The following is a 22,159-nucleotide window of genomic DNA, read 5'->3' on the forward strand; positions in this document are numbered from 1 at the left end:
GCCCCTCCCTGGAGACCGCCCATGTTCCCTGCGCATCCGCCCCTGCGCCGCCGCCTCTGCCAGGCCGGCGTGTCGGCCCTCCTGTCGTTGGGCACCACGCTCGCGCTGGCGGCGTACCCCGACAAGGCGATCCGGCTGATCGTGCCCTACCCGCCCGGCGGCGCGACCGACGTGATCGGCCGGATCGTCGCGCTCAAGCTGGGCGACGAGCTGGGACAGCAGGTGGTCGTCGACAACCGGGGCGGTGCCGGCGGCAACATCGGCGCCGAAGTCGCGGCCCGGGCGGTGCCGGACGGCTACACCCTGCTGATGGGCGCGCTCACCTCGCATGCCACCATGGCCACGCTCGAGAAGGGAAAGCTCCGCTACAGCCTTACCCAGGACTTCGCGCCCGTCATGCTGGTGGGCTCGGTGCCGCTGGTGGTGGTCGTGAACCCCGGGCTTCCCGTGAAGAATCTCGGGGAACTGGTCGCCTACGGAAAGGTCCACCCCGAAAAGCTGAACTACGCATCGTCGGGCGCCGGCGCCCCGCAGCGCCTGGCCGCCGAGATCATCCGCAGCGAGGCGAACATCCGGATGACGCACATCGCCTACAAGGGCAGCGGTCCCGCCATGACGGACCTGGTCGGCGGGCAGGTGAACATGATGGTCGAGACGGTTCCCGCGGCGCTGCCGTTCATCGTCTCGGGCAAGCTGCGCGCGCTCGCCGTGACCATGCCACAGCGCATCTCGATGCTGCCACAAGTACCGTCCGCGGCCGAGGCCGGCATGCCGGCGCTCGACATCGCATCGACCTTCGGCGTGCTCGCGCCTGCCGGCACGCCGGAGGCCATCGTGGGCCGGCTGAACGAAGCCCTGCGCCGGCTGGTGCGGGCGCCCGAGGTCCAGGACATGCTGCTGAAGCAGGGCGTCTATGCGGCAGAGCCCATGACGCCGGCGCAGACGGCCCAGCGCATTGCGCTGGAGATCGCCCGCTGGGAGAAACTGATCACCACGGCCCACATCAAGGCGGACGAATGACGCCCGCCGTCCCGAAGCACGAAACCAAGGAAACGCGCGCATGACCGACGAGAAATCTCCTTTCGAGCCCGATCCCGCCGCCGACGGCGCCGGCATGCGAAAGGGCCTCACCAGCTACGGCGACCAGGGTTTCTCGCTCTTCCTGCGCAAGGCCTTCATCAAGGGCGCAGGCTTTACCGACGCGGCGCTCGACCGGCCCGTGATCGGCATCGCCAACACCGGGAGTTCCTACAACCCGTGCCACGGCAACGCGCCGCAGCTCATCGAGGCCGTCAAGCGCGGCGTGATGCTGGCCGGCGGCCTGCCGATGGACTTTCCGACGATCTCGATCCATGAGAGCTTTGCCGCACCGACCAGCATGTACCTGCGCAACCTCATGTCGATGGACACCGAGGAGATGGTGCGCGCCCAGCCCATGGACGCCGTGGTCCTCATCGGTGGCTGCGACAAGACCGTGCCGGCCCAGCTGATGGGAGCGGCTTCGGCCGGCATTCCATCGATCCAGCTCGTCACCGGTTCGATGCTCACCGGCAGCCACCGCGGCGAACGCGTGGGCGCCTGCACCGACTGCCGGCGCTATTGGGGCAAGTACCGCGCAGCCGAGATCGATGCGCAGGAGATCGCCGACGCGAACGACCAGCTGGTCGCGAGCGTGGGCACCTGCTCGGTGATGGGCACGGCCAGCACCATGGCGTGCATCGCCGAGGCGTTGGGCATGACGGTGCCCGGCGGCGCATCGCCGCCCGCCGTGACCGCCGACCGCATTCGCATCGCCGAGCAGACCGGGGCCGAGGCGGTCCGCATGGCGCGCTCCGGCCTGACGATCGACAAGATCCTGACGCCCGCGGCCTTCGAGAACGCGATGCGCGTGCTGCTGGCGATCGGGGGTTCGACCAACGGCATCGTGCATCTCGCGGCGATCGCCGGGCGCATGGGGCTGGAGATCGACCTCGCGGCGCTCGACCGCATGGGCCGGGAAACGCCGGTGCTGCTCGACCTGAAACCGTCGGGCCGGTGGTACATGGAGGACTTCCACCATGCGGGCGGCATGGCCACCCTGCTGCGCGAGCTCAAGCCGCTGCTGCGGCTCGAGGCGATGACCGTCACCGGCCGCACGCTCGGCGAAGAGATGGAGCGGACCGGCCCCGGCTTTCCCCAGGAGGTGGTGCGCTCGCGCGGCAACCCGGTCTACCCGCAAGGGGGCATCGCCGTGCTGCGGGGCAACCTCGCGCCGGGCGGCGCCATCATCAAGCAGTCGGCGGCCGACCCGCAGCTCATGGAGCACGAGGGCCGGGCCGTCGTCTTCGAGGGCATCGAGGACCTCGTCGCGCGCATCGACAGCGACGCACTCGACGTCACGGCCGACGACGTGCTCGTGCTCAAGAACATCGGCCCCAAGGGCGCGCCGGGCATGCCCGAAGCCGGCTACATCCCGATTCCGCGCAAGCTGGCCCGCGCCGGCGTCAAGGACATCGTGCGCATCTCCGACGGCCGCATGAGCGGCACCGCCTTCGGCACCATCGTGCTCCATGTCACCCCCGAATCGGCGGTCGGCGGTCCCCTGGCCCATGTTCACAATGGCGACCGAATCCGGCTGAGCGTCGAGCGCCGGGAGATCGCATTGCTGGTGTCTGCCGAAGAGCTCGCCCGACGCGCGCAGGCGTCTCCGGTCGTGGTACCGACGGCCGAGCGCGGCTACTGCAAGCTGTTCCTGCAGAGCGTGACGCAGGCCGACCAAGGCGTGGATTTCGATTTTCTGCGGGCCGCCACGATGACCGGCAAGGTGCCGCGCTAGCATGGACCGCCGGCCTGCCCAGGCGGTGAAGTGGTCCGCAGGCATGGATCAGCCGAACACGCGCGTTCCAGCCGATGCCTGCGATTGCCATCACCACATCTACGATGCGCGCTACCCGTTTGCCGCGGAAGCGGCGCTGCGGCCCGGCGATGCATCGATTGCCGACTACAAGGCCTTGCAGAAGCGGATCGGCACCACGCGCAATGTGATCGTGCAGCCTTCGAGCTACGGCACCGACAATCGGCTGCTGCTCGAGTCGATCGGCCACTTCGGCGGGAAAGCGCGCGGCATCGCCGTCGTCGACACCGCAGTCACGGACGCCCGGCTGCGCGAACTGCACAGCGCAGGTGTCCGCGGAATCCGGTTCAATCTCGCGCCACCGGGTACGACCACGCTGGCCATGGTCAAGCCGCTCGCAGCGCGGATAGCGCCCCTTGGATGGCATGTGCAGGTCAACGCGCCCGCGGCCTTGCTCCTCGAGGCCCGTGCGATCTGGGCCGACCTTCCGGTGCCGGTCGTCTTCGACCACCTGGCGCGTGTGCCTCAACCGAACGCGACGCAGCATCCGGCCTTTCTGATGGTTCGCAGCCTGCTCCAGCAGGGCAAGGCCTACGTCAAGCTGTCCGGGTTCTACAACGAATCGTTGCTCGGCGCGCCGGGCTACGCCGATGCCGTGCAGGTGGCGGCCGCCTACGCGCGCGAGGCGTCGCAGCAGGTGCTCTGGGGCAGCGACTGGCCGCATCCGACGGAGCAGCCCGACAGGATTCCGGACGATGCGGATCTGCTGGATGCCTTCGCCGCAGCGGTGCCGGGCGAGGCCGCGCGCACGCAGGTCCTGGTCGACAACCCGGCCAGGCTGTATCAGTTCTCCTGACCGTACATCGCCTGCGCTTCGTTCAGCAGCGCCTGCGACAGGGTCGCGCGCGGTCCGTGCGTCGCCCACACCACGCCGACGCGCCGCACCGGCGCACGGGACGGCAGCGGCACGGGGACGATGCCGTAGCCGACGTGCCACATGGGCGACCAGTCGGGCAGCAGCGCCACCCCAAGGCCTTGTCCGACCAGCGCCGCAATCGCCATCAGATTGTCGATTTCCAGCCTTTGCCGCACCACCAGGCCGTGGTCGCGCAGGTAGCGGTCGGCGAGCTGGCCGCCGAGCACGGAGCGGTCGTAGCGGATGAACGGTTCCGTCTCCAGCAACTGGTGTGCGGATCGGTCGGCCAGGCCCGCCGGCGCCACCACCACGAGCCCTTCCTCCAGCAGTGCCTGCCATGCGCAGCCCTTGCCGACCGCGAACTGGGGTTCGACCACGATCGCGGCGTCCAGCGCGCCGAGGGTCACCTGGCGGCAGAGCTCGACCGAGTTGCCGGGGGCGACGAACACCGACAGTTCGGGGTAGCGCTCGTAGAGGCGCTTGAGCAGCGGCGGCAGCACGCCCGTGAGCGCCGAGCCGAACACGCCGAGCTTCAGCTCGCCGAGCGCGGCGCCGTCGCCCGCGGCGGCCCGGAGGTCGCGGATTTCCCGCAGCACGGTGCGCGCGCGCTCGAGCATCTGGAGGCCGGCGGCGGTCGGGCGGACCGAGCGGCCCGCGCGCTGCACCAGCGTCAGCCCCATGTCCTCCTCCAGCGCCTTGACGCGCGCGGCGATCGCTGCGGGCGTCAGGTCCAGGTGGCGCGCTGCCTCGGCCATCGAGCCCAGTTCGACCACGGCGACGAAGCTCTGAAGGTAGCGGGTGTCCATGCGGACGAATGTAGCGGCGCTTTCCGCGCGGGAACCAAAAAATATTTGGGTCTGACGGTGCCGCCGCCGCTTTTTCCGAAAGGGTCGTGCTTTCAAACTCAGCCCCGCGGCAACCACAGCCCCTGCCGTATCCGCCGACCGATCGATCCACCCCTGAGCAGACACAACAGCATGACCACCAGACTCCGCGGCGTCCTTGCGCCGGTCCTGACACCCTTCGACGCCAAGCTGGCGCCCGACGTCGGACGGCTCATCGCGCATTGCAGGTGGCTCATCGACAACCACGCGGGCCTGGCCCTCTTCGGCACCAATTCGGAGGCCGCGTCGATCTCCGTGGCCGAGCGGAAGTCGCTGACCGAAGCGCTGCTGGAAGCGGGCATTCCCGCCGCGCGGATGATGCCCGGGACCGGCGCCTGCGCCCTCCCCGACGCGGTCGAGCTTTCGCGGCATGCGTCGCAGCTCGGCGTGGCCGGCCTGCTGGTGCTGCCGCCGTTCTTCTTCAAGGGCGTCTCCGACGACGGCGTGTTCGCGTATTACGCGGAAATCATCGAACAGGTCGGACCGGGCTGCGCGCCGATCTACCTGTACCACATCCCCCAGTTCACCCAGGTGCCGATCACCCTGGGCCTGATCGAGCGGCTCCGCAAGCGCTACCCCACCGTCATCGCCGGCGCCAAGGACTCTTCGGGGGACTGGGCGAACACCCAGGCCATGCTCGACCACTTCGCCGCCGACGGCTTCGACGTGTTTCCCGCCAGCGAATCCCTGCTCTCAAAGGCGCTGCCCCTGGGCGCCGCCGGCTGCATCAGCGCGACGGTGAACATGAATCCCGCGGGCATCCATCGCCTCTTCGAAGGATGGCGCGGCGATCAGGCCGGCGAGCTGCAGGCCAGCGCCGATGCGGTGCGCCAGGTGTTCCAGGGCGGCGCCATGATCCCCGCGATGAAGCACGCGGTGGCCACGTACGCCACCGATGCGCCATGGCGCACCGTGCGGCCGCCGCTCGTGCCGCTGGACGCGGCCCTGCGCGAAAGCCTCGACGCGCGGTTGCGGGCCATCGATTTCAGCATGCCGGGTTATCCGCGCGCCTGATGCCACTGAGCGGCGAAGACCGCACCTGCCGATCCGGTTCATCCACAGGAGACACACCCCATGACGCCCTTCCCTCGTTCCCCCGCCGGATCCGGCCGCGCCGCCGCCCGCCGAAGCGCAGCGGCGGCAATCGCCCTCGCCGCGGCCTTGCTGGCCCTCCCCGGGACGCCCGCCATGGCGCAGCCGCAGACGCTCACGATGTGGAGCCACTGGCCCGACGAGGCTTCCAAACGCAGCTTCATCGAAGAGCGCGTGAAGCAGTTCGAAGCGGCCACGCCCCAGTGCAAGGTCAACCTGCAGTTCGTCCAGAAGGCCGACCTCTACACCTCCGTGAAGACCTCGGTGCGCACCGGCCAGGCACCGGACATCTTCTGGCTCGAGCCCGACGAGATTGCCTTCGCCAAGAGCGGCTACCTCGAACCGCTCGACAAGTACATCGACCTGGCCAACCTCGAGGACTGGGCCAAGCGCGCGTGGACCTGGAACGGCAAGGTCTACGCGATGCCGCAGGAGGCCTACTCGGTCGAGCTCTACTACAACCGCGACCTGATGAAGAAGATCGGCGTGACGCCGCCGGCGGGCATGCAGATGACGCAGGCCCAGTTCACCGAGATGGTCAAGCGCTCGGTCGCGGCCGGCATCACGCCGACCGCCACCGGCGTGGGCGACCGGCCCTATCCGGGCGCGTATTTCCTGCAGGAGATCCTGCTGCGCAAGCTGGGCACCGAAGACTACGAGAAGCTCCTGACCGGCAAGCTGCCGTTCCAGGACCCGCGCGTGATCGAGGCCATGACATGGGTCAAGCAGCTTGTCGACGCCGGCATGTTCCCCCGCAGCATGGCGACCATGAAGCTGGGCGAGTCGCACTACTACTTCCACACCAACCCCGGCGCGCTGATGTTCCCGATTGCGAGCTGGTACACCGGGCGCGCCTTCGTGGCGCCGGAGAAGGGCGGGCAGCCCAAGGACTTCGCACTCGGCCTGATGAAGTACCCGGCCATGGACGGCAGCAAGTGTCCCGAGTGCAAGACGCTGGCCGTCGGCGGCAGCTACGTGATGTACGCGCGAAGCAAGAACAAGGAATGCGCGGGCAAGATGCTCTCCTCGCTCGCCACCGTGGAGAACGGCAACAAGTGGATGGAGAGCGTGCTGCTGCAGACGGGAGTCCGCACGGACCCTTCCCGCATCACCAGCATCTACGCGCCCTACTTCAAGGAACTGCAGGAACGCGGAGCCGGCGCCAGGTACTTCATCGGCACGCCGCTGCACTACATGAGCGGCAAGTGCGGCGACACCTTCGCTCAGGTGCTCAACCGGGCGTTCCCCGGCGGCCTGGTCAGCGTGAACGACGCCGCGGCGCAGATGGACGCGGCCTGCAAGGCCGCGGGCTGATTCGGCCGGCCCGGAGCAATCGACATGAGTGATCCTTCTTCCGGCGCCGCCGCGGCCCTGCGCCGCACGCTCGCGTCCTGGTTGTCAGCGCCGGAGGCCGACTCCCGGCGCGCGTCCCTGCCCACCGTGATGCTGTTCCTCGCGCCTGCACTGCTCGTGTACGCGGCGCTGACGGCGTACCCGGTGCTGCGCACCTTCTACAACAGCTTCTTCAACGTGGCCGACCTGGCTTCGTCGGAGTTCGTCGGCTGGACTCACTATGCCGAGGTGTTCAAGGACAAGACGTTCTGGGCGGCCGTGCGCAACACCGCCATCTGGTCGGTCATCGGACCCGTCCTCGACGTGGTGGCCGGCCTGCTGCTCGCGCTGTGCCTGTACGCCGGCGTGCCGTTCTCGCGCTTCCTGCGCGTCGCCTGGTTCACCCCGGTACTGCTGTCCTATGTGGTGGTGGGAATCATGTGGGTCTGGATCTACAACTACGACTGGGGCGTCGTCAATGGCTTGCTGCGCGCAGTCGGGCTGCAGGCCTGGTCTCAGGCCTGGCTCGGCGACCCGCGCTTCGCGCTCGGCTCGCTGATCGTGACCCACGCCTGGAAGTGGGCGGGCTTCAACATGGTCGTCTGCCTCGCCGCGCTGCATTCGCTGCCCTCCGAGGTGCTCGAGGCCGCCGAGCTCGACAACTGCGGCTGGTGGCACAAGCTCACCGACGTCATCGTGCCCATGCTCTGGCCCACCTTGCTCAACCTCTACATCCTCGCCTTCATCGGGAAGATGAAGGTCTTCGACCTGGTCTGGATCATGACCGAGGGCGGCCCGGTGTGGTCGACCGAGACCGTGTCGACCTACGTCTACAAGCGGGCCTTCAACTGGAACACCTTCGACCTCGGCTATCCGTCGGCAATTGCGGTCGTCTGGTTCTTCGTGGTGGTCGGCTTCGTCGTCTTCTTCAACGTCCTGTTCCGTCGCCGCGAGCGCATGGAGTACTGATCCCATGACCTCCGCCTCCCCTGCCCTCAAACCGCCCTTCGCGGCCGATCATCGCGACTCGCTCTCGACCACGCTTTCGCGCATGCTGCGCAACGGCGGGCTCATGGCTGCCGTGGTGCTCTACACGCTCTACGCCGCGCTGCCCTTCCTGTGGATCGGCACGATGTCGGTGCGCACCACCGCCGAGATCAGCGCCAACCACTTCGCATGGCCCGAAACCTTCCATTGGGAGAAGTTCCGCATCGCATGGGTGGACTCGAACTTCGCGCAGTACTTCTGGAACAGCACGATCGTGGTCGTCTCGGCGGTGGCCATCGTCACGCTGCTGGGCGCGGCGGCGGCGCACTGCCTGGCGCGCTACAACTTCCGCGGCAACCGGCTGGTCTATTTCATCCTGTTCAGCTCGATCGTCTTCCCGCCGCAGATCATCCTGATCTCGCTGTTCCAGGTGCTCGTGGAGTACGACCTCTACAACTCCCGGCTTGGCCTGATGATCGTCTACGTGAGCCTGCAGCTGCCGCTGACGGTGTACCTGCTCGAAGGCTTCTTCGCGCGCATTCCGCAGGACCTGTTCGATGCCGCCAAGATGGACGGGTATTCCGACTTCGAGATCTTCTGGCGCATCGTGCTGCCGGTGGGCATGCCGGCGATCGCGACCACCATCATCCTGAACTTCATCCAGCTGTGGAACGAGTTCCTCTTCGCGGTGGTGCTGCTGAGCGACCAGGGCGCGCGCACGCTCCCGATCGGCATCCGCGCCTACATGGGCGACTACTTCCAGGACATCGGAATGATCGCCACCGGCATGATGATCGCGGTCATCCCGGTCGTGGTGCTGTACGCCTTCTTCTCCGAGAAGCTCATCCAGGGCATGACGGCGGGTGCCGTCAAGTGAGCCCCAGGCTCGCCGCCTCTTCAATCCCAACGACCGGAAACCACCGTGGCAGCCGTCCATCTCGAAAACATCTTCAAGCGCTACAAGGGCACCGCGCAGCCCGCCGTCGACGACGTGTCGCTGTCCGTGCAGGACGGCGAGTTCATGGTCCTGCTCGGCCCCTCGGGCTGCGGAAAGTCGACCACGCTGCGCATGATCGCGGGGCTGGAGGCGATCAGCGACGGTTCGCTGGTCATCGACGCCCGCCAAGTCAACGAGGTGCCCGCGAAGGACCGCGACATCGCCATGGTGTTCCAGTCCTATGCGCTCTACCCGCACATGACTGTCGCCGACAACCTGTCGTTCGGCCTGCGCCGGCGCAAGATCGACGGCCGGCAGATTGCAGCGCGCGTCAAATCGGCGGCCGACATCCTGGGCCTGAACGAACTGCTGGCGCGCAAGCCCGCGGCGCTGTCGGGCGGCCAGCGGCAGCGCGTCGCGCTGGGCCGCGCGATCGTGCGCGAACCCAAGGTCTTCCTGTTCGACGAGCCGCTCTCGAACCTCGACGCCGCGCTGCGCGTGAACACCCGCAACGAACTGGTGCGGCTGCACCAGCGGCTCGGCGCGACCATGATCTACGTGACGCACGACCAGGTCGAGGCCATGACCATGGGCCAGCGGATCTGCGTCATGAACAAGGGCAAGGTCGCGCAGGTCGGCCGCCCGCTGGACGTCTACCGCGCGCCGGCCGATGCGTTCGTCGCCCGCTTCCTCGGCAACCCGCCGATGAACATCCTGCGGGCCCGCATCGCCCAGGGCCAGCCCTCGCCGGTGGCGGCGCTCGCGGGCGGCGAACTGTCGCTCGCGCGCTGGGCGCGGGCCGCGCTGCCGGCGGCCGGTGAACTGCTGGTCGGCGTGCGGCCCGAGGAACTGCAGCTGCACGAGCCGCGCGAAGACCGTGGCACGCTGTGCGGCACGGTCTCGGCCGTCGAGCCCCTCGGTGCCGAGACACTGCTCATGGTCTCGCTCGACGGCAATGCCGGCGATGTCATGGCGCGCCTGCACCGCGACGTCCAGGGCCGCATCGGCGACCGCGTCGGGCTCAGCATTCCGAGCGGCGCGCTCTACCTCTTCGATGCCGGCACGGAAAAGGCGATCCCCGCGGCCGACGTGGGCGTGGCATGACGGCACCGTTGCGCGTGGGCCTCATCGGGGCGGGCTGGGTCACCGCGCACCATCTCGCGGGCTGGCGGGCCCTCGCGGAACAGGCCACGGTCGTGGCCATCGCCGACCCGAACACCGCGAACGCCCAGGCGCGCGCGCGCGAATTCGGCATCCCCCGCGTGTTCGCGAGTGCGGAGGAAATGTTCGATGCGATGGCGCTCGATGCCGTCGACGTCGCGGCGCCACGCGAATTCCATGCGGCGATCGTGCGCGCCGCGGCCCGGCGCGGCCTGGCCGTGCTGTGCCAGAAGCCGCTGGCGCCGACGCTCGCCGAGGCCCGCGCGCTGGCCGACGAAGTGGCGCCCCGGTGCCGGCTCATGGTCCACGAGAACTGGCGCTTTCGCGCGTGCTACCGCGACCTCGCGGGATGGCTCGCGGAGGGCCGCATCGGCGAAGTGGTCCAGGCGCACATGACGCTGTGGACCTCGGGGCTGCTGCCCGACGAGACCGGCCGGCTGCCCGCGCTCGAGCGCCAGCCCTTCATCGCCGGCCTCGACCGGGCGCTCGTGATGGAGATCCTGATCCACCACATCGACACGCTGCGCTTCCTGCTGGGCGAGCTGACGCTGGTCCATGCGCGACTCGGGCGCGGGAGCCCGTCGATGCGCGGCGAAGACCGCGCCTTCCTGTCCTTCGAGACCGCCACCCGTGCCCCGGTGGCATTGATGGCGAATCTATCGGTGCACGGCCGCCTGCCGGCCCCGCCCGACCGGCTGACGCTGGTCGGGACCGAAGGGACGATCGAGCTCGAGGAAGACACGCTGCGCTGCATCGGCGCACGCCCTGCCGAGAAGCGCTACGACCTGCCCGCCTGCTATCTCGCCTCCTACGCCGCGACGATCGCGCATTTCGTCCAGAGCCTGCGCGACGCTCGCCCCTTCGAAACCGAACCCGCCGACAACCTGCGCACGCTCGCGCTGGTCGAAGCCGTGTACCAGCAGGGAGGAATCGCGAGCCACCGATGACCAGGTGCGATTGCTCAAGAAAGCCATCACCCGATAACCGGAGCAGCCACGCGATCCAGCGCCTCGACCGCATCCGCCGGCAACTCCAGCTTCCCTGCGGCCAGGTTTTCGCGCAGATGCCCGACCGATGAGGTGCCGGGAATCAGCAGGATGTTGGGCGAGCGTCGCAGCAGCCAGGCCAGCGCCACCTGCATCGGCGTGGCGTCCAGGCGTTGCGCCACGTCGGAAAGCGCTGAGGACTGCAGCGGGGTGAAGCCACCGAGCGGGAAAAAAGGAACGTACGGGATGCCGCCATGCGCCAGGTCGTCGATCAGCGCATCGTCGTTGCGGTGTACGAGGTTGTACTGGTTCTGCACGCAGGCAATGCGGCAGATGCGGCGCCCCTCTGCGACCTGGGCGGGCGTCACGTTGCTCAGGCCGATGTGGCGTACGAGGCCCCGGTGCTGCAGCTCGGCCAGTGCCGCGAGCTGCGCCTCGATCGACCCTTCGGCCGGACCGTGCACGTCGAACATGATGCGCAGGTTCACCACCTCCAGCACGTCGAGCCCGAGGTTGCGCAAGTTGTCGTGCACCGCCTGTGTCAGTTCCTCGGGCGAGAACGCCGGCAGCCAGCCGCCCGTTTCGGAGCGCCGCGCCCCGATCTTGGTGACGATGACAAGGTCCTTCCCGTAGGGGGCGAGAGCCTCGCGGATGATCTGGTTGGTGATGTGCGGGCCGTAGAAGTCGCTCGTGTCGATGTGATCGACACCGCTGGCCACCGCTTCGCGCAGCACGGCCAGCGCGGCCTCGCGATCTTTCGGCGGGCCGAACACGCCGGGGCCGGCGAGCTGCATGGCGCCGTAGCCGAGCCGACGGACCGCGCGGTCGCCGAGGGTGAAGGTGCTGAGGGTCTGCGTGGTGGACATGGTGTTTTTCCTGGGATCTGAAGAGATGAACGGGGTAGTGAAGCCCAGTCTAGGCAGCTCGCCCCTGTTTGATAAGCCGCCATAATCTGCACGGGCTGTGCAGGATTCAGAACAATGAATGTCGATCTCGGGGATCTCAACGCCTTCGTCGCCGTGGCAGGCGCCAAGGGCTTTCGCGACGGCGCGCGCCTGAGCGGCGGCAGCGCGTCGGGCTTGAGCGAGGCGGTGCGCCGGCTCGAAGCTCAACTCGGCGTACGGTTGCTCCACCGCACGACGCGCAGCGTGCGGCCGACGGAAGCAGGAGAACGCCTGCTCGAGCGGCTGAGGCCCGCGCTCACCGAAGTCGAAGCGGCGCTCGACGTGGTGAACGGCTTTCGCGACCGGCCGGCCGGCACGCTCAAGCTGAACGTGCCGATCAGCGCCGCGCGGCTCGTGCTGCCATCGATCGTGCCGCGCTTTCTTGCGGCCTACCCCGATATCTCCCTTGAAGTGATTGCGGAGGACGGCTTCGTCGATGTGCTGGCCGCCGGTTGCGATGCCGGCATTCGCTACGACGAGCGGCTCGAGCAGGACATGGTGGCCGTGCCGATCGGCCCGCGCTTGCAACGCTTTGCCGTAGCGGCAGCTCCCTCCTACCTCGATCGGCATGGCCGGCCCGAACATCCGCGCGATCTGCTGGGCCACAACTGCTTGCGCGGACGTTTTGCCAGCGGGTCGATGCCTCCGTGGGAGTTCGAGCGCGACGGCGAAATCTTGCGCATCGAAGTGACCGGCCAACTGACCGTGCGAATCGGTGCAGCGGCAGATCTCTCGGTCGATGCGGCGCTGGCCGGTGCCGGCGTGGTCTACCTGTTCGAAGACTGGCTGCGGCCGCACCTCGACAGCGGTGCGCTCGAACCCGTCCTCGAGCCCTGGTGGCCGCGTTTCTCCGGGCCCTTCCTCTACTACCCCGGCCGCCGGCTGCTGCCGGCGCCGTTACGGGCTTTTGTGGATTTCATCCAAAGGGCGTCCTAGCTGCGGCACATCCGCCGCATCAGCGCCTCGCGTCTTCGGTGCCGTTGGCGGTGCTCGACCTCGACTAGAAAAGCCCCCGCTGCGCAGTCGTCAAAGCCATGAAGCTTTCTCCGATAGGCTGAAGAATGGCGTCGGCAATCGGCTGGAGTTGCCTGGTGAGGTAGTGTTCGTAGTCGATGCGCGAATGGCGGGTTTCCAGCGGCTCCGGCCCGTTCTGCGTCATGACGTATTGGATCCAGCCGCCTTTCTGATACTGCATGGGGCGGCCGACCCGGCTGTTGTGCTCGTCGGCAATGCGAGCGGCGCGGACCTGCGGCGGCACGTTGACCAGGTAGGCGTCGAGCCGATGGCGCAGGCGCTTTCTATAGATGAGCAGGTCGTCCTTGGCACCGGCCAGCGTCGACTTCGCATAGTCGGTCACGAACTCCTTGTAGGGCTCGCCCTGAAAGATCCGTGACAGCAGACCCTGCTGAAACTGGCGCGCCAACGGAGTCCAGTCGCTGCGCGCCATCTCCAGTCCGCGGTACACCATCTCCTCCTTGCCCGAGGCATCGGCGCTGAGACCCGCGTAGCGCTTCTTGCTGCCGACCTCCGAGCCGCGGATGGTGGGCATGAAGAATTTCCTGTAGTGCGTGTCGACCTCGATTTCGAGAAAGCTCTCCAGGCCCTGCTCCTCGCTGAGCATGCGCGTCCACCAGTCGTTGATGTCGGCTGCCAGAGTTGCCGCGACGGCATGCGCCTCGTCGTTGGTATGAGTGCGCTTGAGCCAGATGAAGATGGAGTCGGTATCGCCATAGATGGCCTCGTAGCCCCGCTTCTCCACGAACTCTCGCGTGAGCTTCATCATCTCGTGCCCGCGCAGGGTCACGGCGGACACCAGCGCGGGGTTGAAGAATCGGCACTCGGCCGCACCCAGCACGCCGGCGAAGGAGTTCATGAGCAGCTTCAGCGCTTGCGACAGCGGCTCGTTCTTCGCTTTCTTGGCCTCGTCCCGGGCGCGCCAGAGCGTGGTCACGATCTCGGGCAGGCAGTGCTTGTCGCGCGAAAAGACTGTCCCCTCGGGTCCCTTGACGCTCATGGCCGGGTCGCCGGCGTTCGATCCCTCGACGAGGCCCACCGGGTCGACCAGGAAGGTCCGGATGATCGACGGGTAGAGGCTCTTGTAGTCCAGCACCACGACGGAGTCATAGAACCCCGGTTTCGAGTCCATCACGTACCCGCCGGGATAGGCCTTGCTCGGAATCTCGCCCACATTCGGCGCCACGTAGCCCAGGCGGTGCATCCGCGGCAAGTAATGGTGGCTGAACGCGGCGATGGAGCCGCCGAAGTGGTCGGCCTGAAGGCCGGTGGCCTGGGCCCGCTCCATCACGAACTGCAGCAGCTTGGCCTTGTCGAAGATCCGCAGGACCAGCTCGCAGTCCCGGATGTTGTAGAGCGCGAGCGCAGGCTTGTCTTGCTGGTAGCGCCGCTCGATCTCTGCCATCTTGTCGTACTCGTCGCCGATGGCCTTGCCTTCACCGAGCAGCGCTTGCGAGACGGTCTCGAGGCTGAACGACGGGAAGCTCCACACCGCGGCCTTGAGTGCGTCGATGCCGTCGATGACGACCCGGCCCGGTGTGGGTGCAAACAGGTAGCCCTGCTTGCCCGGATGGGTTCGCCATTCGATGGGGCGGCGCTCCCGTCCCAGAAGGAGCTGCACGCCACAGTCGTTGGCTGTTTTCTGAAGCACACGCAGGTCGAACTGGATGACGTTCCAGCCGATGAGAACGTCGGGGTCGTTCCGCTCGAACCAGTCGTTGAGCTTCTCGAGCATCACCTTGCGGGACGCGCAATAGATGAGCGAGAAGGCCATGGGCTCATCCGATCCGGATGGCGCGTCCGATAGCGGCTCTGGTGGCGGCTCGCCGAGCATGAAGACGACACGCTCCGGCGTGCCGTCCAGCGCAATCGAATAGAGCGCCTCGTTCTGGCTCGTCTCGATGTCGAGCGAGACGACCTTCAGCACGGGCCGGTATTCGGGCGCGGGCTTGAGTTTGCAGTCGACGATGGTGGCGTCCTCTGCCCGCCCTCCTTCCACCCGCACGCCGGCGGTGATGAAGCGCTCCATCAGGTAGCGGTCATGCGGGCGCACGTCGGCCTCGAGCAAGGGAATGCCCTCCGCCTGGAGGGTGCGCGCCAACCGACCGAGTTGGCGGAAGTGCTTCGCATAGACGCCGAGGACCGCTTCCTGTTGGAAAGTCTTGAGCGCAAGCTCACGCAGCTGCACGCCCGGCATGGCCGCGAGATGGGCTTCAACCGCGGCCCGGTGCCGGGTGGCGACGAATGCGACGCTGCTGCGGGAGGTCAGCACCACCTTCCTCGGCCCCGCGTCGGTTGCCAGCCAGTACTCGATCTCCGTGCCGGCAGGTGCATCCCGCCAGTGGCGCGTGAGGATGAAGCCCTTGAGTTCTGTGGACGTCACGAGCCGCCGACCGCCGTATCCCAGAACGCATTGGCGGCCCTCCCCAAAAGCTCGCTGTCGCGGTAGAGCCTGATTTCCAGCGGGACGGCCCACTCGCTGCCCGCTGCAGCGACCAGGCGCCCCTCGCTCATGTCGTCCTCTACAAGTGTCCGCGGCAGCCACGCGATGCCCCTGCCATCGAGCGCCATCGTCCGCAGAACCGAGGCGAGGTGCGCGGTGAAGACGACTTGAACCGGCAGTGATTCCAGCCTGCGCCCCAGAACGGCGCGCATGATGCGCCCCAATCCCGATTGCTCTGTGTACTGGAGCACGGGAACCGAACCGCCGCCGATCCGCAGTGGGTGGCGCGCGCCGCCTCCTTCTTTTGGCGCCGACACGGCGACCAGCACATCCTCGCCAATCCGAACCGAGCCGTACGGCTCCACGTCCAGCGCGCCTTGTGCCTTGCTGTGCGCGTGACTCAGCACGAACTGGACCTTGCTCTGCAGCATCAGTGCTTCGCAACGCTCGAGCACATCGGACATCAGCTGCACCGGGCCGAGCGTCGTGTGCGATTCGAGGCTTCGCAACCACCGCGGCAGGAAGGTGAAAGAGAGAGCGTGCGTGGACGCGATGCGCAAAGTGACCGAGCTTGCCTCGGCGATCTTCCTGGCGTCGCCGGGCACCCGCGCCACCCTGGCGTTCAATTCCTGCGCCACGCCCGCGAACCACTCACCCACCTCGGTCAGCGTTGCGGGCTGCGAACTGCGGTCGAACAGGTCAGCCCCGATCCACTCTTCCAGCGCGCGAATGCGACGGCTGAAGGCGGGCTGCGAGCTGTGCCGATCGTCTGCCGCACGCGAGAAATTCCCCGTCGCCGCGAGCGCCAGAAAGTCATCCAGCCAGATCAGATTCATTGCGGTTCGTCCAGCACATAGAAGTTGAGAAATTGAACATTGGCCGAAACAGCCGGCGTGGCCGACCATTCAGCCTCCCATCCAAAACCGCCTGGAGAGCACCGTGAAGATCGTAGAAATCCGCGAGAAGACCATCCCCATCAGCTCGCCCATCCGCAACGCCTATATCGACTTTAGCAAGATGACCCTGAGCCTGGTCGCCGTGATCACTGACGTGGTTCAGGGCGGCAAGCCGGTGGTTGGCTATGGCTTCAACTCGAACGGCCGCTATGGCCAGGGCAAGCTGATGCGCGAGCGTTTCATCCCCCGCATCCTGGAAGCCGAACCGGCCTCGCTGGTGGACGCCACCGGCGACAACCTCGATGCGCACAAGATCTGGAACACGATGTTCACCAACGAGAAGCCCGGAGGCCACGGCGAGCGCTCGGTGGCCATCGGCACCATCGATATGGCGGTGTGGGACGCGGTGGCAAAGATCGAGGGCAAGCCCCTGTTTCAACTGCTTGCCGACCGCTATGGCAACGGCACGCCGAACCGCAAGATTTTTGTCTACGCGGCCGGCGGCTACTACTACCCCGGGCAGGACCACAAGAAGCTGCAGGACGAGATGCGCAGCTACATCGACCGCGGCTACACCGTGGTCAAGAAGAAGATCGGCGGCGCCTCGCTCGACGAGGATCTGCGCCGGATCGACTCGATCATGGAAGTCCTGCAGGACGGCCAGAAGCTCTGCGTCGACGCGAACGGGCGCTTCGACCTGGAGACGGCCATCGCCTACGCCAAGGCGCTTTCGCAATACGACCTCTTCTGGTACGAAGAGCCGGGCGACCCGCTGGACTTCGAACTGCAAGCCGCCCTGCGCAACTTCTACAAGAACCCGATGGCCACGGGCGAGGACCTGTTCTCGATGCAGGACGCGCGCAACCTGATCCGCTACGGCGGCATGCGCCCGGACCGCGACTGGCTGCAGTTCGACTGTGCGCTCAGCTACGGCCTGGTCGAGTACCTGCGCACCCTGGACATGCTCAAGGAACATGGATGGTCGGCGAGCCGCTGCATCCCGCACGGCGGCCACCAGATGTCGCTGAACATCGCGGCGGGCCTGGGCCTGGGCGGCAACGAGTCCTATCCGGACCTGTTCCAGCCTTTCGGCGGCTTCCCCGATGGCGTGAAGGTCGAGAACAGCTTCGTCACCCTGCCCGACCTGCCCGGCATCGGCTTTGAAGGCAAGGCGGACCTGTATCGCGAGATGCAGGCGCTCTCGGCCTGACTCCCGTACGCACCAATCCAAGAAGGAGACAAAGAAATGAACAACACCGTTTGGCGCTGCGTCGCCGGCCTCGCCCTCGCCGGCTCCGCCACCCTGGCTTGCGCGGACTTCCCCGAAAAGCCGGTCACGCTGGTCGTCCCGTTCGCCGCGGGCGGTCCCAGCGACAAGATTGCACGCGATCTCGCCGAGGCGCTGCGCAAGCCTCTTGGGCAGACCGTCATCATCGAAAACGCAGCTGGCGCAGGCGGCACGATTGGCTCGGCGAAGGTGGCCCGCGCCACGCCGGATGGCTACACGCTGCTGGTGCACCACATCGGCATGGCGACCGCGCCGGCGCTCTACCGCAAGCTCGGCTACAAGGTGCCGGAAGACTTCGAACCTCTGGGCCTGATCAACGAAGCGCCGTCCGTTCTGATCGGCAAGCCCACCCTGGCGGCCAACAGCTTCGCGGAGCTGCGCCAGTGGATCGCGTCCAATGGCGGCAAGGTGAACCTGGCCAACGCGGGACTCGGCTCCGCATCACACCTGTGCGGGTTGATGTTCCAGAGCGCGTTGAAGACCAACATGACGCCGGTGCCTTACAAGGGCACTGCACCGGCGATGACGGACCTCATCGGCGGGCAAGTCGACTTGATGTGCGAGCAAGCCACCAACGCCGTGCCGCAGATCGAAGGCAAGAAGGTCAAGGTCTACGGCATCACCAGTTTGCAGCGGCTCCCGCTTCCGGCGCTCAAGGACACCGCGACCTTGTCCGAGTCGGGGCTGAAGGACTTCAACGTCCAGGTCTGGCATGGCCTGTATGCGCCCCGCGGCACGCCGCCCGAGGTGCTCGCCAAACTCAACGCCGCATTGCGGACGGCGCTTAAGGATGCCGAACTGATCAAGCGCGAGGAGGCGCTGGGTCTCACAGTCGTCGCCGACGACAGACTCGATCCCGCAGGCCACAAGAAATTCCTGATCGCTGAAAAGGCCCGCTGGTCGAAGGTGATCCAGGACGCGGGCGAATACGCCGACTGACGTGAAGGAGGCAGCGAGCCGACAGAGCACGCGCCCTCTACGCTCCGGCAGCAGTGGCGGACCCCTTGGGGTTGCTCATCAAGGACGATCGGCCCTGATGTCGGGTGCCGGGGTCGACGAGACCCCCTGCGCCTCGGCGGCGCGTGATTGCGCGGCCATCGCGGCCTTGAAGCCGGGTCGTGCCTGCAGACGCGCCCAGTAGGCCGCCACCGAGGGTGTGAAGCGCTCTGCCAAGCCCAGGTGCTCGGCCAGCAGCAACGCATAGCCGACGGACACGTCCGCCGCGGTGAAGCGGCCCGCGCAAAGGTGGTCGCGCCCGGCGAGCAGCGGCTCCAGCGTTCGCAGCCGCGCAAGGAACCACTTGGCGTAGTCGTCGGCCACCTGCGGCTGCTTTCGCTCCCCCAACTCGAAATGCGCGTACCGCAACACGAGCGTCTGCGGAAAGGTCAAGGTGGCCTCGCCGAAATGAAGGTAGTTGAGGTACGGCCCGAAGTCCGGCTCGTTGCAACCGACATCCAGCTGGCCGGCCGAGAATCGCGCGGCCAGGTACTGGCAGATCGCGGCCGATTCGGTCATTCGCATGGCGCCGTCGGACAGCATCGGCACCGTGCCGAGCGGGTTGAGTTCCAGGTACGACCGGGACAGCACGCGCGGTGGAAACGGCAACATCTGGAGCTCGTAGGAAAGCCCGATTTCTTCGAGCATCCAGAGAGGCCGGAACGAGCGTGCGCTGACGCAGTGGTGAAGGGTGATCATGTTCTGGCGGCTTGGCTCGCCGCGTGAGGAGTCGGGTGTTCAGCGCAATGCTAGCGGGTTGCTGCAACGCCGAGCTCCACCGCACACTCTGGTGCCGCGTCCGACAAGCGCGTAGCATGCGACCGGTTTTGCGATCTCGCGTTCTCCACGCTTCTTCCATCGTTTTCATGGAGTGAGTCATGGCCCAAGAAAAAATCGGTTCGAACCTGGATGATGCTTCGGTACTACGCCGCAAGCTTCTTGGCGGCGTGGGAGCCGCGGTAGGCGCCTCCATCGTCTTTCCGCGATGGACGCACGCGCAAGCGGCCTCCGGCAAACCGGTTGCGCCGCCGAGCACCATCACCCAGCCGCCGCGCGACTTCGGTCCAGGCGGGGCTCCGACCACCTACTTCACCGATCCCGACGTGCTCACCGTCGATCCGGCTTTCGACGGCCTGCGCCAGCCCAACGCGCCGATCCAGCGGTTGTGGACCGGCGCGCTGTGGTCCGAAGGGCCGGCGTGGAATTCGGTCGGCCGCTTCCTGGTGTGGAGCGACATCCCGAACAATCGACAGATGCGCTGGAGCGAGGACGACGGCCACGTCAGCGTGTTCCGCTCGCCTTCCAACAACAGCAACGGCAACTCCTTCGACTACCAGGGAAGGCAGCTGTCCTGCGAGCATCTGACGCGGCGCGTGGTGCGCTACGAGCTCGACGGATCGGTGACCATCCTCGCCTCCAGCTTCAACGGCAAGCAACTCAACTCGCCCAACGACATCGTCCCGCATCCCGATGGCAGCTACTGGTTCACCGATCCGCCCTACGGCGCCCAGCTCTACGAAGGCGCGGTCGATGCCCCGGGCGGGCCCGCGAACAAGTCGGGGCGGCTGAATCCGAGGCTCGGGCAGCCGCCCGAGATCGGCTCGTTCAAGCGCGAACTGCCGACCGCGGTCTACCGCCTGGACAAGAGCGGAACGCTCACGCAGGTCGCCGGCGAAGACCTGGTGCCCGACCCGAACGGCCTGTGCTTCTCGCCCGATTTCAAGAAGCTCTATGTCGTCAGCACCGGCCAGGGGCCGGGCGACACCATCGCCGGCGGCAAGGGCGACATGTATGTGTTCGATGTGGGCGCGGACAACAAGCTCAGCAACGGCAAGCTCTTCAGCAGCTTCATGGTCGACGGCGTGAAATGCGGGCCCGACGGCGTGCGCGCCGACGTCGACGGCAACCTGTGGTGCTCCAGCAATGCGGGCCGCAGCGTCGGCTACAGCGGCGTCACGGTATGGACGCCGCAAGGCCGGCTCATCGGACGCATCCGGCTGCCGGAGGTCTGTGGCAACATCTGCTTCGGCGGCCCCAAGCGCAACCGCCTGTTCATGGCGGCCAGCCAGTCTCTGTATGCCGTCTACACGGCGACCCAGGGCGCGGCGCCCGGCTAGAAGAACGGCTACTTCAAAGTGGCGCCGCCGCGCGCGAGGTACTGACTCGACAGGCGGGCGAATTGGCCGCCATCGGTGGTGATCGACGTCTGAAACTGTCCCCCGGTACTGAAGACGATCGCGAACGTGTGCGTGTCGCCATACTCCTGCGCGTTGCGCAGCATGTAGTCGACATGGTTGTCGCGGTAGTGCAGATCGGTGCCGCCAGGCGTGGTGGACGGCACGCCCATCGGGGTCTGCCACCACAAAATCGGCAGTCCATTGCCGAGCGCCGCGCGATAGGCCGAGATCTGGCTTTGGGACTCATGGAAGTTCGGGCTGGTCTGGTTGCTTTCATCCCAATAGAACGGACCTGTTCGCCCTGTGCATTCCGCCGGAGGCGACGGGACTTCCCTGCAGCCCGCGTCGCGGTCGGTGGTCTGGGCAACGATGAAGTCCGCCTGATGCGCCCCGACCGCCCGCATCTGCGCGGCGATTTCGGCAGGCGTACCGCTCCAGAACGCGGGCGGGAACCCCAGCAGCGCCTTGGGCGCGATCTGCCTGCCCATCTGCACCAGGCATTGGCCGAGACCTGCGGCGGTGTTCGGCAACGCCGAACATTCGGGCTGGCTGCTCACGATCGCCGCTATTTGCGCCGCATCGCGATTCGGCGCCTGCGCCGCAACGAAGCCCCAGAAGTCCGGCTCCAGGTTGACCAGGACGGGCGTTCCGAGGGCTGCCATGCGCTGGTACATCAGCCGCACCTGCGCCCAGTAGCCCGTCATGAAGGCCGTGTCGTTGACGGCACTCATGTTGCCCTCGCCGGTCGTCGCCATCTGGTAGAGCGTGAACATCGGAACCGCGCCGTAAGCCTGGATGGCCTGCGCGGTGTAGGTGATGTACGCCCCGTCGGGGCTGTTCCAGGTGGGCCAGGCGCCCGCGCCAACGCCCACGAGGTAGGTATCCACGATGTCGGGGTGAATGTCCTGGCTTTTCATCTGATCGAGAGGATTGCCTGCGCCGAGTCCGAGCAGCACGCGAGCGGGCTTGCCGAGCCGGGTGACCAATGCGGTGGTCGACGGGATGGGCGAAGGGTCGCCACCCGTGGTGCCGCCACCTGCAGTGCCTCCACCTGTTGCAGTGCCTCCGCTGGCGGTGCCTCCACTCTGGCCACTGCCGCCTTGGCCGCTGCTGTTGCCCGCAAAGCCGATCAGGCCGGCCGAGCCGCCTTGACTACCACCGCCGCCGCCACCGCAGCCGAACAGGAGCACCGAAAACATCAGTGCAGAAACGCACCGTCGAGAAAAAATGATCATGCAAAGAGCGCTTTTCTGATTGGAAGAAATCGGCCACG

Annotated in this window: 19 protein-coding genes; 13 read left to right on the forward strand and 6 right to left on the reverse strand. The window is 67.0% G+C overall.

Annotation, left to right across the window (positions count from 1 at the left end; genetic code table 11):
* Nucleotides 1-21: 21 nt before the first annotated feature.
* Genes QFZ42_RS11190 through QFZ42_RS11200 form a run of 3 tightly spaced genes read left to right on the forward strand, consistent with a single transcriptional unit; the run spans nucleotide 22 to nucleotide 3,689 of the window.
* On the forward strand, nucleotides 22-1,020 hold the full coding sequence (locus QFZ42_RS11190; protein ID WP_307701017.1) for a Bug family tripartite tricarboxylate transporter substrate binding protein: 999 nt from the start codon (nucleotides 22-24) through the stop codon (nucleotides 1,018-1,020).
* A 40-nt stretch (nucleotides 1,021-1,060) separates the two neighbouring features.
* Nucleotides 1,061-2,815, forward strand: a complete 1,755-nt coding sequence (locus QFZ42_RS11195) for an IlvD/Edd family dehydratase (protein ID WP_307701018.1) — start codon at nucleotides 1,061-1,063, stop codon at nucleotides 2,813-2,815.
* Nucleotide 2,816: 1 nt separating this feature from the next.
* A complete protein-coding gene (locus QFZ42_RS11200) occupies nucleotides 2,817-3,689 on the forward strand; it encodes an amidohydrolase family protein (RefSeq protein WP_307701019.1) in 873 nt (290 codons plus the stop codon).
* Here QFZ42_RS11200 and QFZ42_RS11205 read toward each other — a convergent pair.
* Nucleotides 3,677-4,555 (reverse strand): LysR family transcriptional regulator, encoded by an 879-nt coding sequence (locus QFZ42_RS11205; protein WP_307701020.1) that lies wholly within the window; start codon nucleotides 4,553-4,555, stop codon nucleotides 3,677-3,679. The genes QFZ42_RS11200 and QFZ42_RS11205 overlap by 13 nt on opposite strands.
* 171 nt (nucleotides 4,556-4,726) lie before the next feature.
* On the opposite strand from QFZ42_RS11205, the gene QFZ42_RS11210 reads away from it, so the two are divergent.
* Genes QFZ42_RS11210 through QFZ42_RS11235 form a run of 6 tightly spaced genes read left to right on the forward strand, consistent with a single transcriptional unit; the run spans nucleotide 4,727 to nucleotide 11,089 of the window.
* Nucleotides 4,727-5,647, forward strand: coding sequence for a dihydrodipicolinate synthase family protein (locus QFZ42_RS11210; protein WP_307701021.1), 921 nt, complete (start codon nucleotides 4,727-4,729; stop codon nucleotides 5,645-5,647).
* A gap of 60 nt (nucleotides 5,648-5,707) precedes the next feature.
* Nucleotides 5,708-7,039 (forward strand): ABC transporter substrate-binding protein, encoded by a 1,332-nt coding sequence (locus tag QFZ42_RS11215; RefSeq protein WP_307701022.1) that lies wholly within the window; start codon nucleotides 5,708-5,710, stop codon nucleotides 7,037-7,039.
* A 24-nt stretch (nucleotides 7,040-7,063) separates the two neighbouring features.
* Nucleotides 7,064-8,026 (forward strand): carbohydrate ABC transporter permease, encoded by a 963-nt coding sequence (locus QFZ42_RS11220; protein WP_307701023.1) that lies wholly within the window; start codon nucleotides 7,064-7,066, stop codon nucleotides 8,024-8,026.
* A gap of 4 nt (nucleotides 8,027-8,030) precedes the next feature.
* On the forward strand, nucleotides 8,031-8,921 hold the full coding sequence (locus QFZ42_RS11225; RefSeq protein WP_307701024.1) for a carbohydrate ABC transporter permease: 891 nt from the start codon (nucleotides 8,031-8,033) through the stop codon (nucleotides 8,919-8,921).
* 45 nt (nucleotides 8,922-8,966) lie between these two features.
* Nucleotides 8,967-10,085, forward strand: a complete 1,119-nt coding sequence (locus QFZ42_RS11230) for an ABC transporter ATP-binding protein (RefSeq protein WP_307701025.1) — start codon at nucleotides 8,967-8,969, stop codon at nucleotides 10,083-10,085.
* Entirely contained in the window at nucleotides 10,082-11,089 is a 1,008-nt protein-coding gene (locus tag QFZ42_RS11235; RefSeq protein WP_307701026.1) for a Gfo/Idh/MocA family protein, read from the forward strand. The genes QFZ42_RS11230 and QFZ42_RS11235 overlap by 4 nt, the downstream gene beginning before the upstream one ends.
* Nucleotides 11,090-11,115: 26 nt before the next feature.
* Here QFZ42_RS11235 and QFZ42_RS11240 read toward each other — a convergent pair whose 3' ends face one another.
* Nucleotides 11,116-11,994: an aldo/keto reductase family oxidoreductase gene (locus QFZ42_RS11240; RefSeq protein ID WP_307701027.1), complete on the reverse strand. Its 879-nt coding sequence runs from the start codon at nucleotides 11,992-11,994 to the stop codon at nucleotides 11,116-11,118.
* 114 nt (nucleotides 11,995-12,108) lie between these two features.
* Between QFZ42_RS11240 and QFZ42_RS11245 the strand changes: the two genes are divergently transcribed.
* Nucleotides 12,109-13,008 (forward strand): LysR family transcriptional regulator, encoded by a 900-nt coding sequence (locus tag QFZ42_RS11245; protein ID WP_307701028.1) that lies wholly within the window; start codon nucleotides 12,109-12,111, stop codon nucleotides 13,006-13,008.
* 64 nt (nucleotides 13,009-13,072) lie between these two features.
* On the opposite strand, the gene QFZ42_RS11250 is transcribed toward QFZ42_RS11245, so the two are convergent.
* Together QFZ42_RS11250 and QFZ42_RS11255 are read right to left on the reverse strand one after the other, a co-directional pair.
* Complete coding sequence (locus tag QFZ42_RS11250) at nucleotides 13,073-15,469, reverse strand: DNA polymerase II (RefSeq protein WP_307701029.1); 2,397 nt, start codon at nucleotides 15,467-15,469, stop codon at nucleotides 13,073-13,075.
* Nucleotides 15,466-16,365, reverse strand: coding sequence for a LysR substrate-binding domain-containing protein (locus QFZ42_RS11255; protein ID WP_307701030.1), 900 nt, complete (start codon nucleotides 16,363-16,365; stop codon nucleotides 15,466-15,468). Before QFZ42_RS11255 ends, QFZ42_RS11250 begins: the two co-directional genes overlap by 4 nt.
* Before the next feature lie 103 nt (nucleotides 16,366-16,468).
* On the opposite strand from QFZ42_RS11255, the gene QFZ42_RS11260 reads away from it, so the two are divergent.
* Nucleotides 16,469-17,635: a mandelate racemase/muconate lactonizing enzyme family protein gene (locus tag QFZ42_RS11260; RefSeq protein WP_307701031.1), complete on the forward strand. Its 1,167-nt coding sequence runs from the start codon at nucleotides 16,469-16,471 to the stop codon at nucleotides 17,633-17,635.
* A gap of 36 nt (nucleotides 17,636-17,671) precedes the next feature.
* On the forward strand, nucleotides 17,672-18,652 hold the full coding sequence (locus QFZ42_RS11265; RefSeq protein ID WP_307701032.1) for a tripartite tricarboxylate transporter substrate-binding protein: 981 nt from the start codon (nucleotides 17,672-17,674) through the stop codon (nucleotides 18,650-18,652).
* A gap of 78 nt (nucleotides 18,653-18,730) precedes the next feature.
* Here the strand turns inward: QFZ42_RS11265 and QFZ42_RS11270 are convergent, their stop codons facing one another.
* On the reverse strand, nucleotides 18,731-19,408 hold the full coding sequence (locus QFZ42_RS11270; RefSeq protein WP_307701033.1) for a glutathione S-transferase family protein: 678 nt from the start codon (nucleotides 19,406-19,408) through the stop codon (nucleotides 18,731-18,733).
* Between the two features lie 179 nt (nucleotides 19,409-19,587).
* Between QFZ42_RS11270 and QFZ42_RS11275 the strand changes: the two genes are divergently transcribed.
* Nucleotides 19,588-20,826: an SMP-30/gluconolactonase/LRE family protein gene (locus QFZ42_RS11275; RefSeq protein ID WP_373423328.1), complete on the forward strand. Its 1,239-nt coding sequence runs from the start codon at nucleotides 19,588-19,590 to the stop codon at nucleotides 20,824-20,826.
* A gap of 8 nt (nucleotides 20,827-20,834) precedes the next feature.
* On the opposite strand, the gene QFZ42_RS11280 is transcribed toward QFZ42_RS11275, so the two are convergent.
* Nucleotides 20,835-22,085: a hypothetical protein gene (locus QFZ42_RS11280; RefSeq protein ID WP_307701034.1), complete on the reverse strand. Its 1,251-nt coding sequence runs from the start codon at nucleotides 22,083-22,085 to the stop codon at nucleotides 20,835-20,837.
* Nucleotides 22,086-22,159: the final 74 nt, after the last annotated feature.

The sequence above is a fragment of the Variovorax paradoxus genome (genome assembly GCF_030815855.1).
Taxonomy (GTDB): Bacteria; Pseudomonadota; Gammaproteobacteria; order Burkholderiales; family Burkholderiaceae_C; genus Variovorax; species Variovorax paradoxus_M.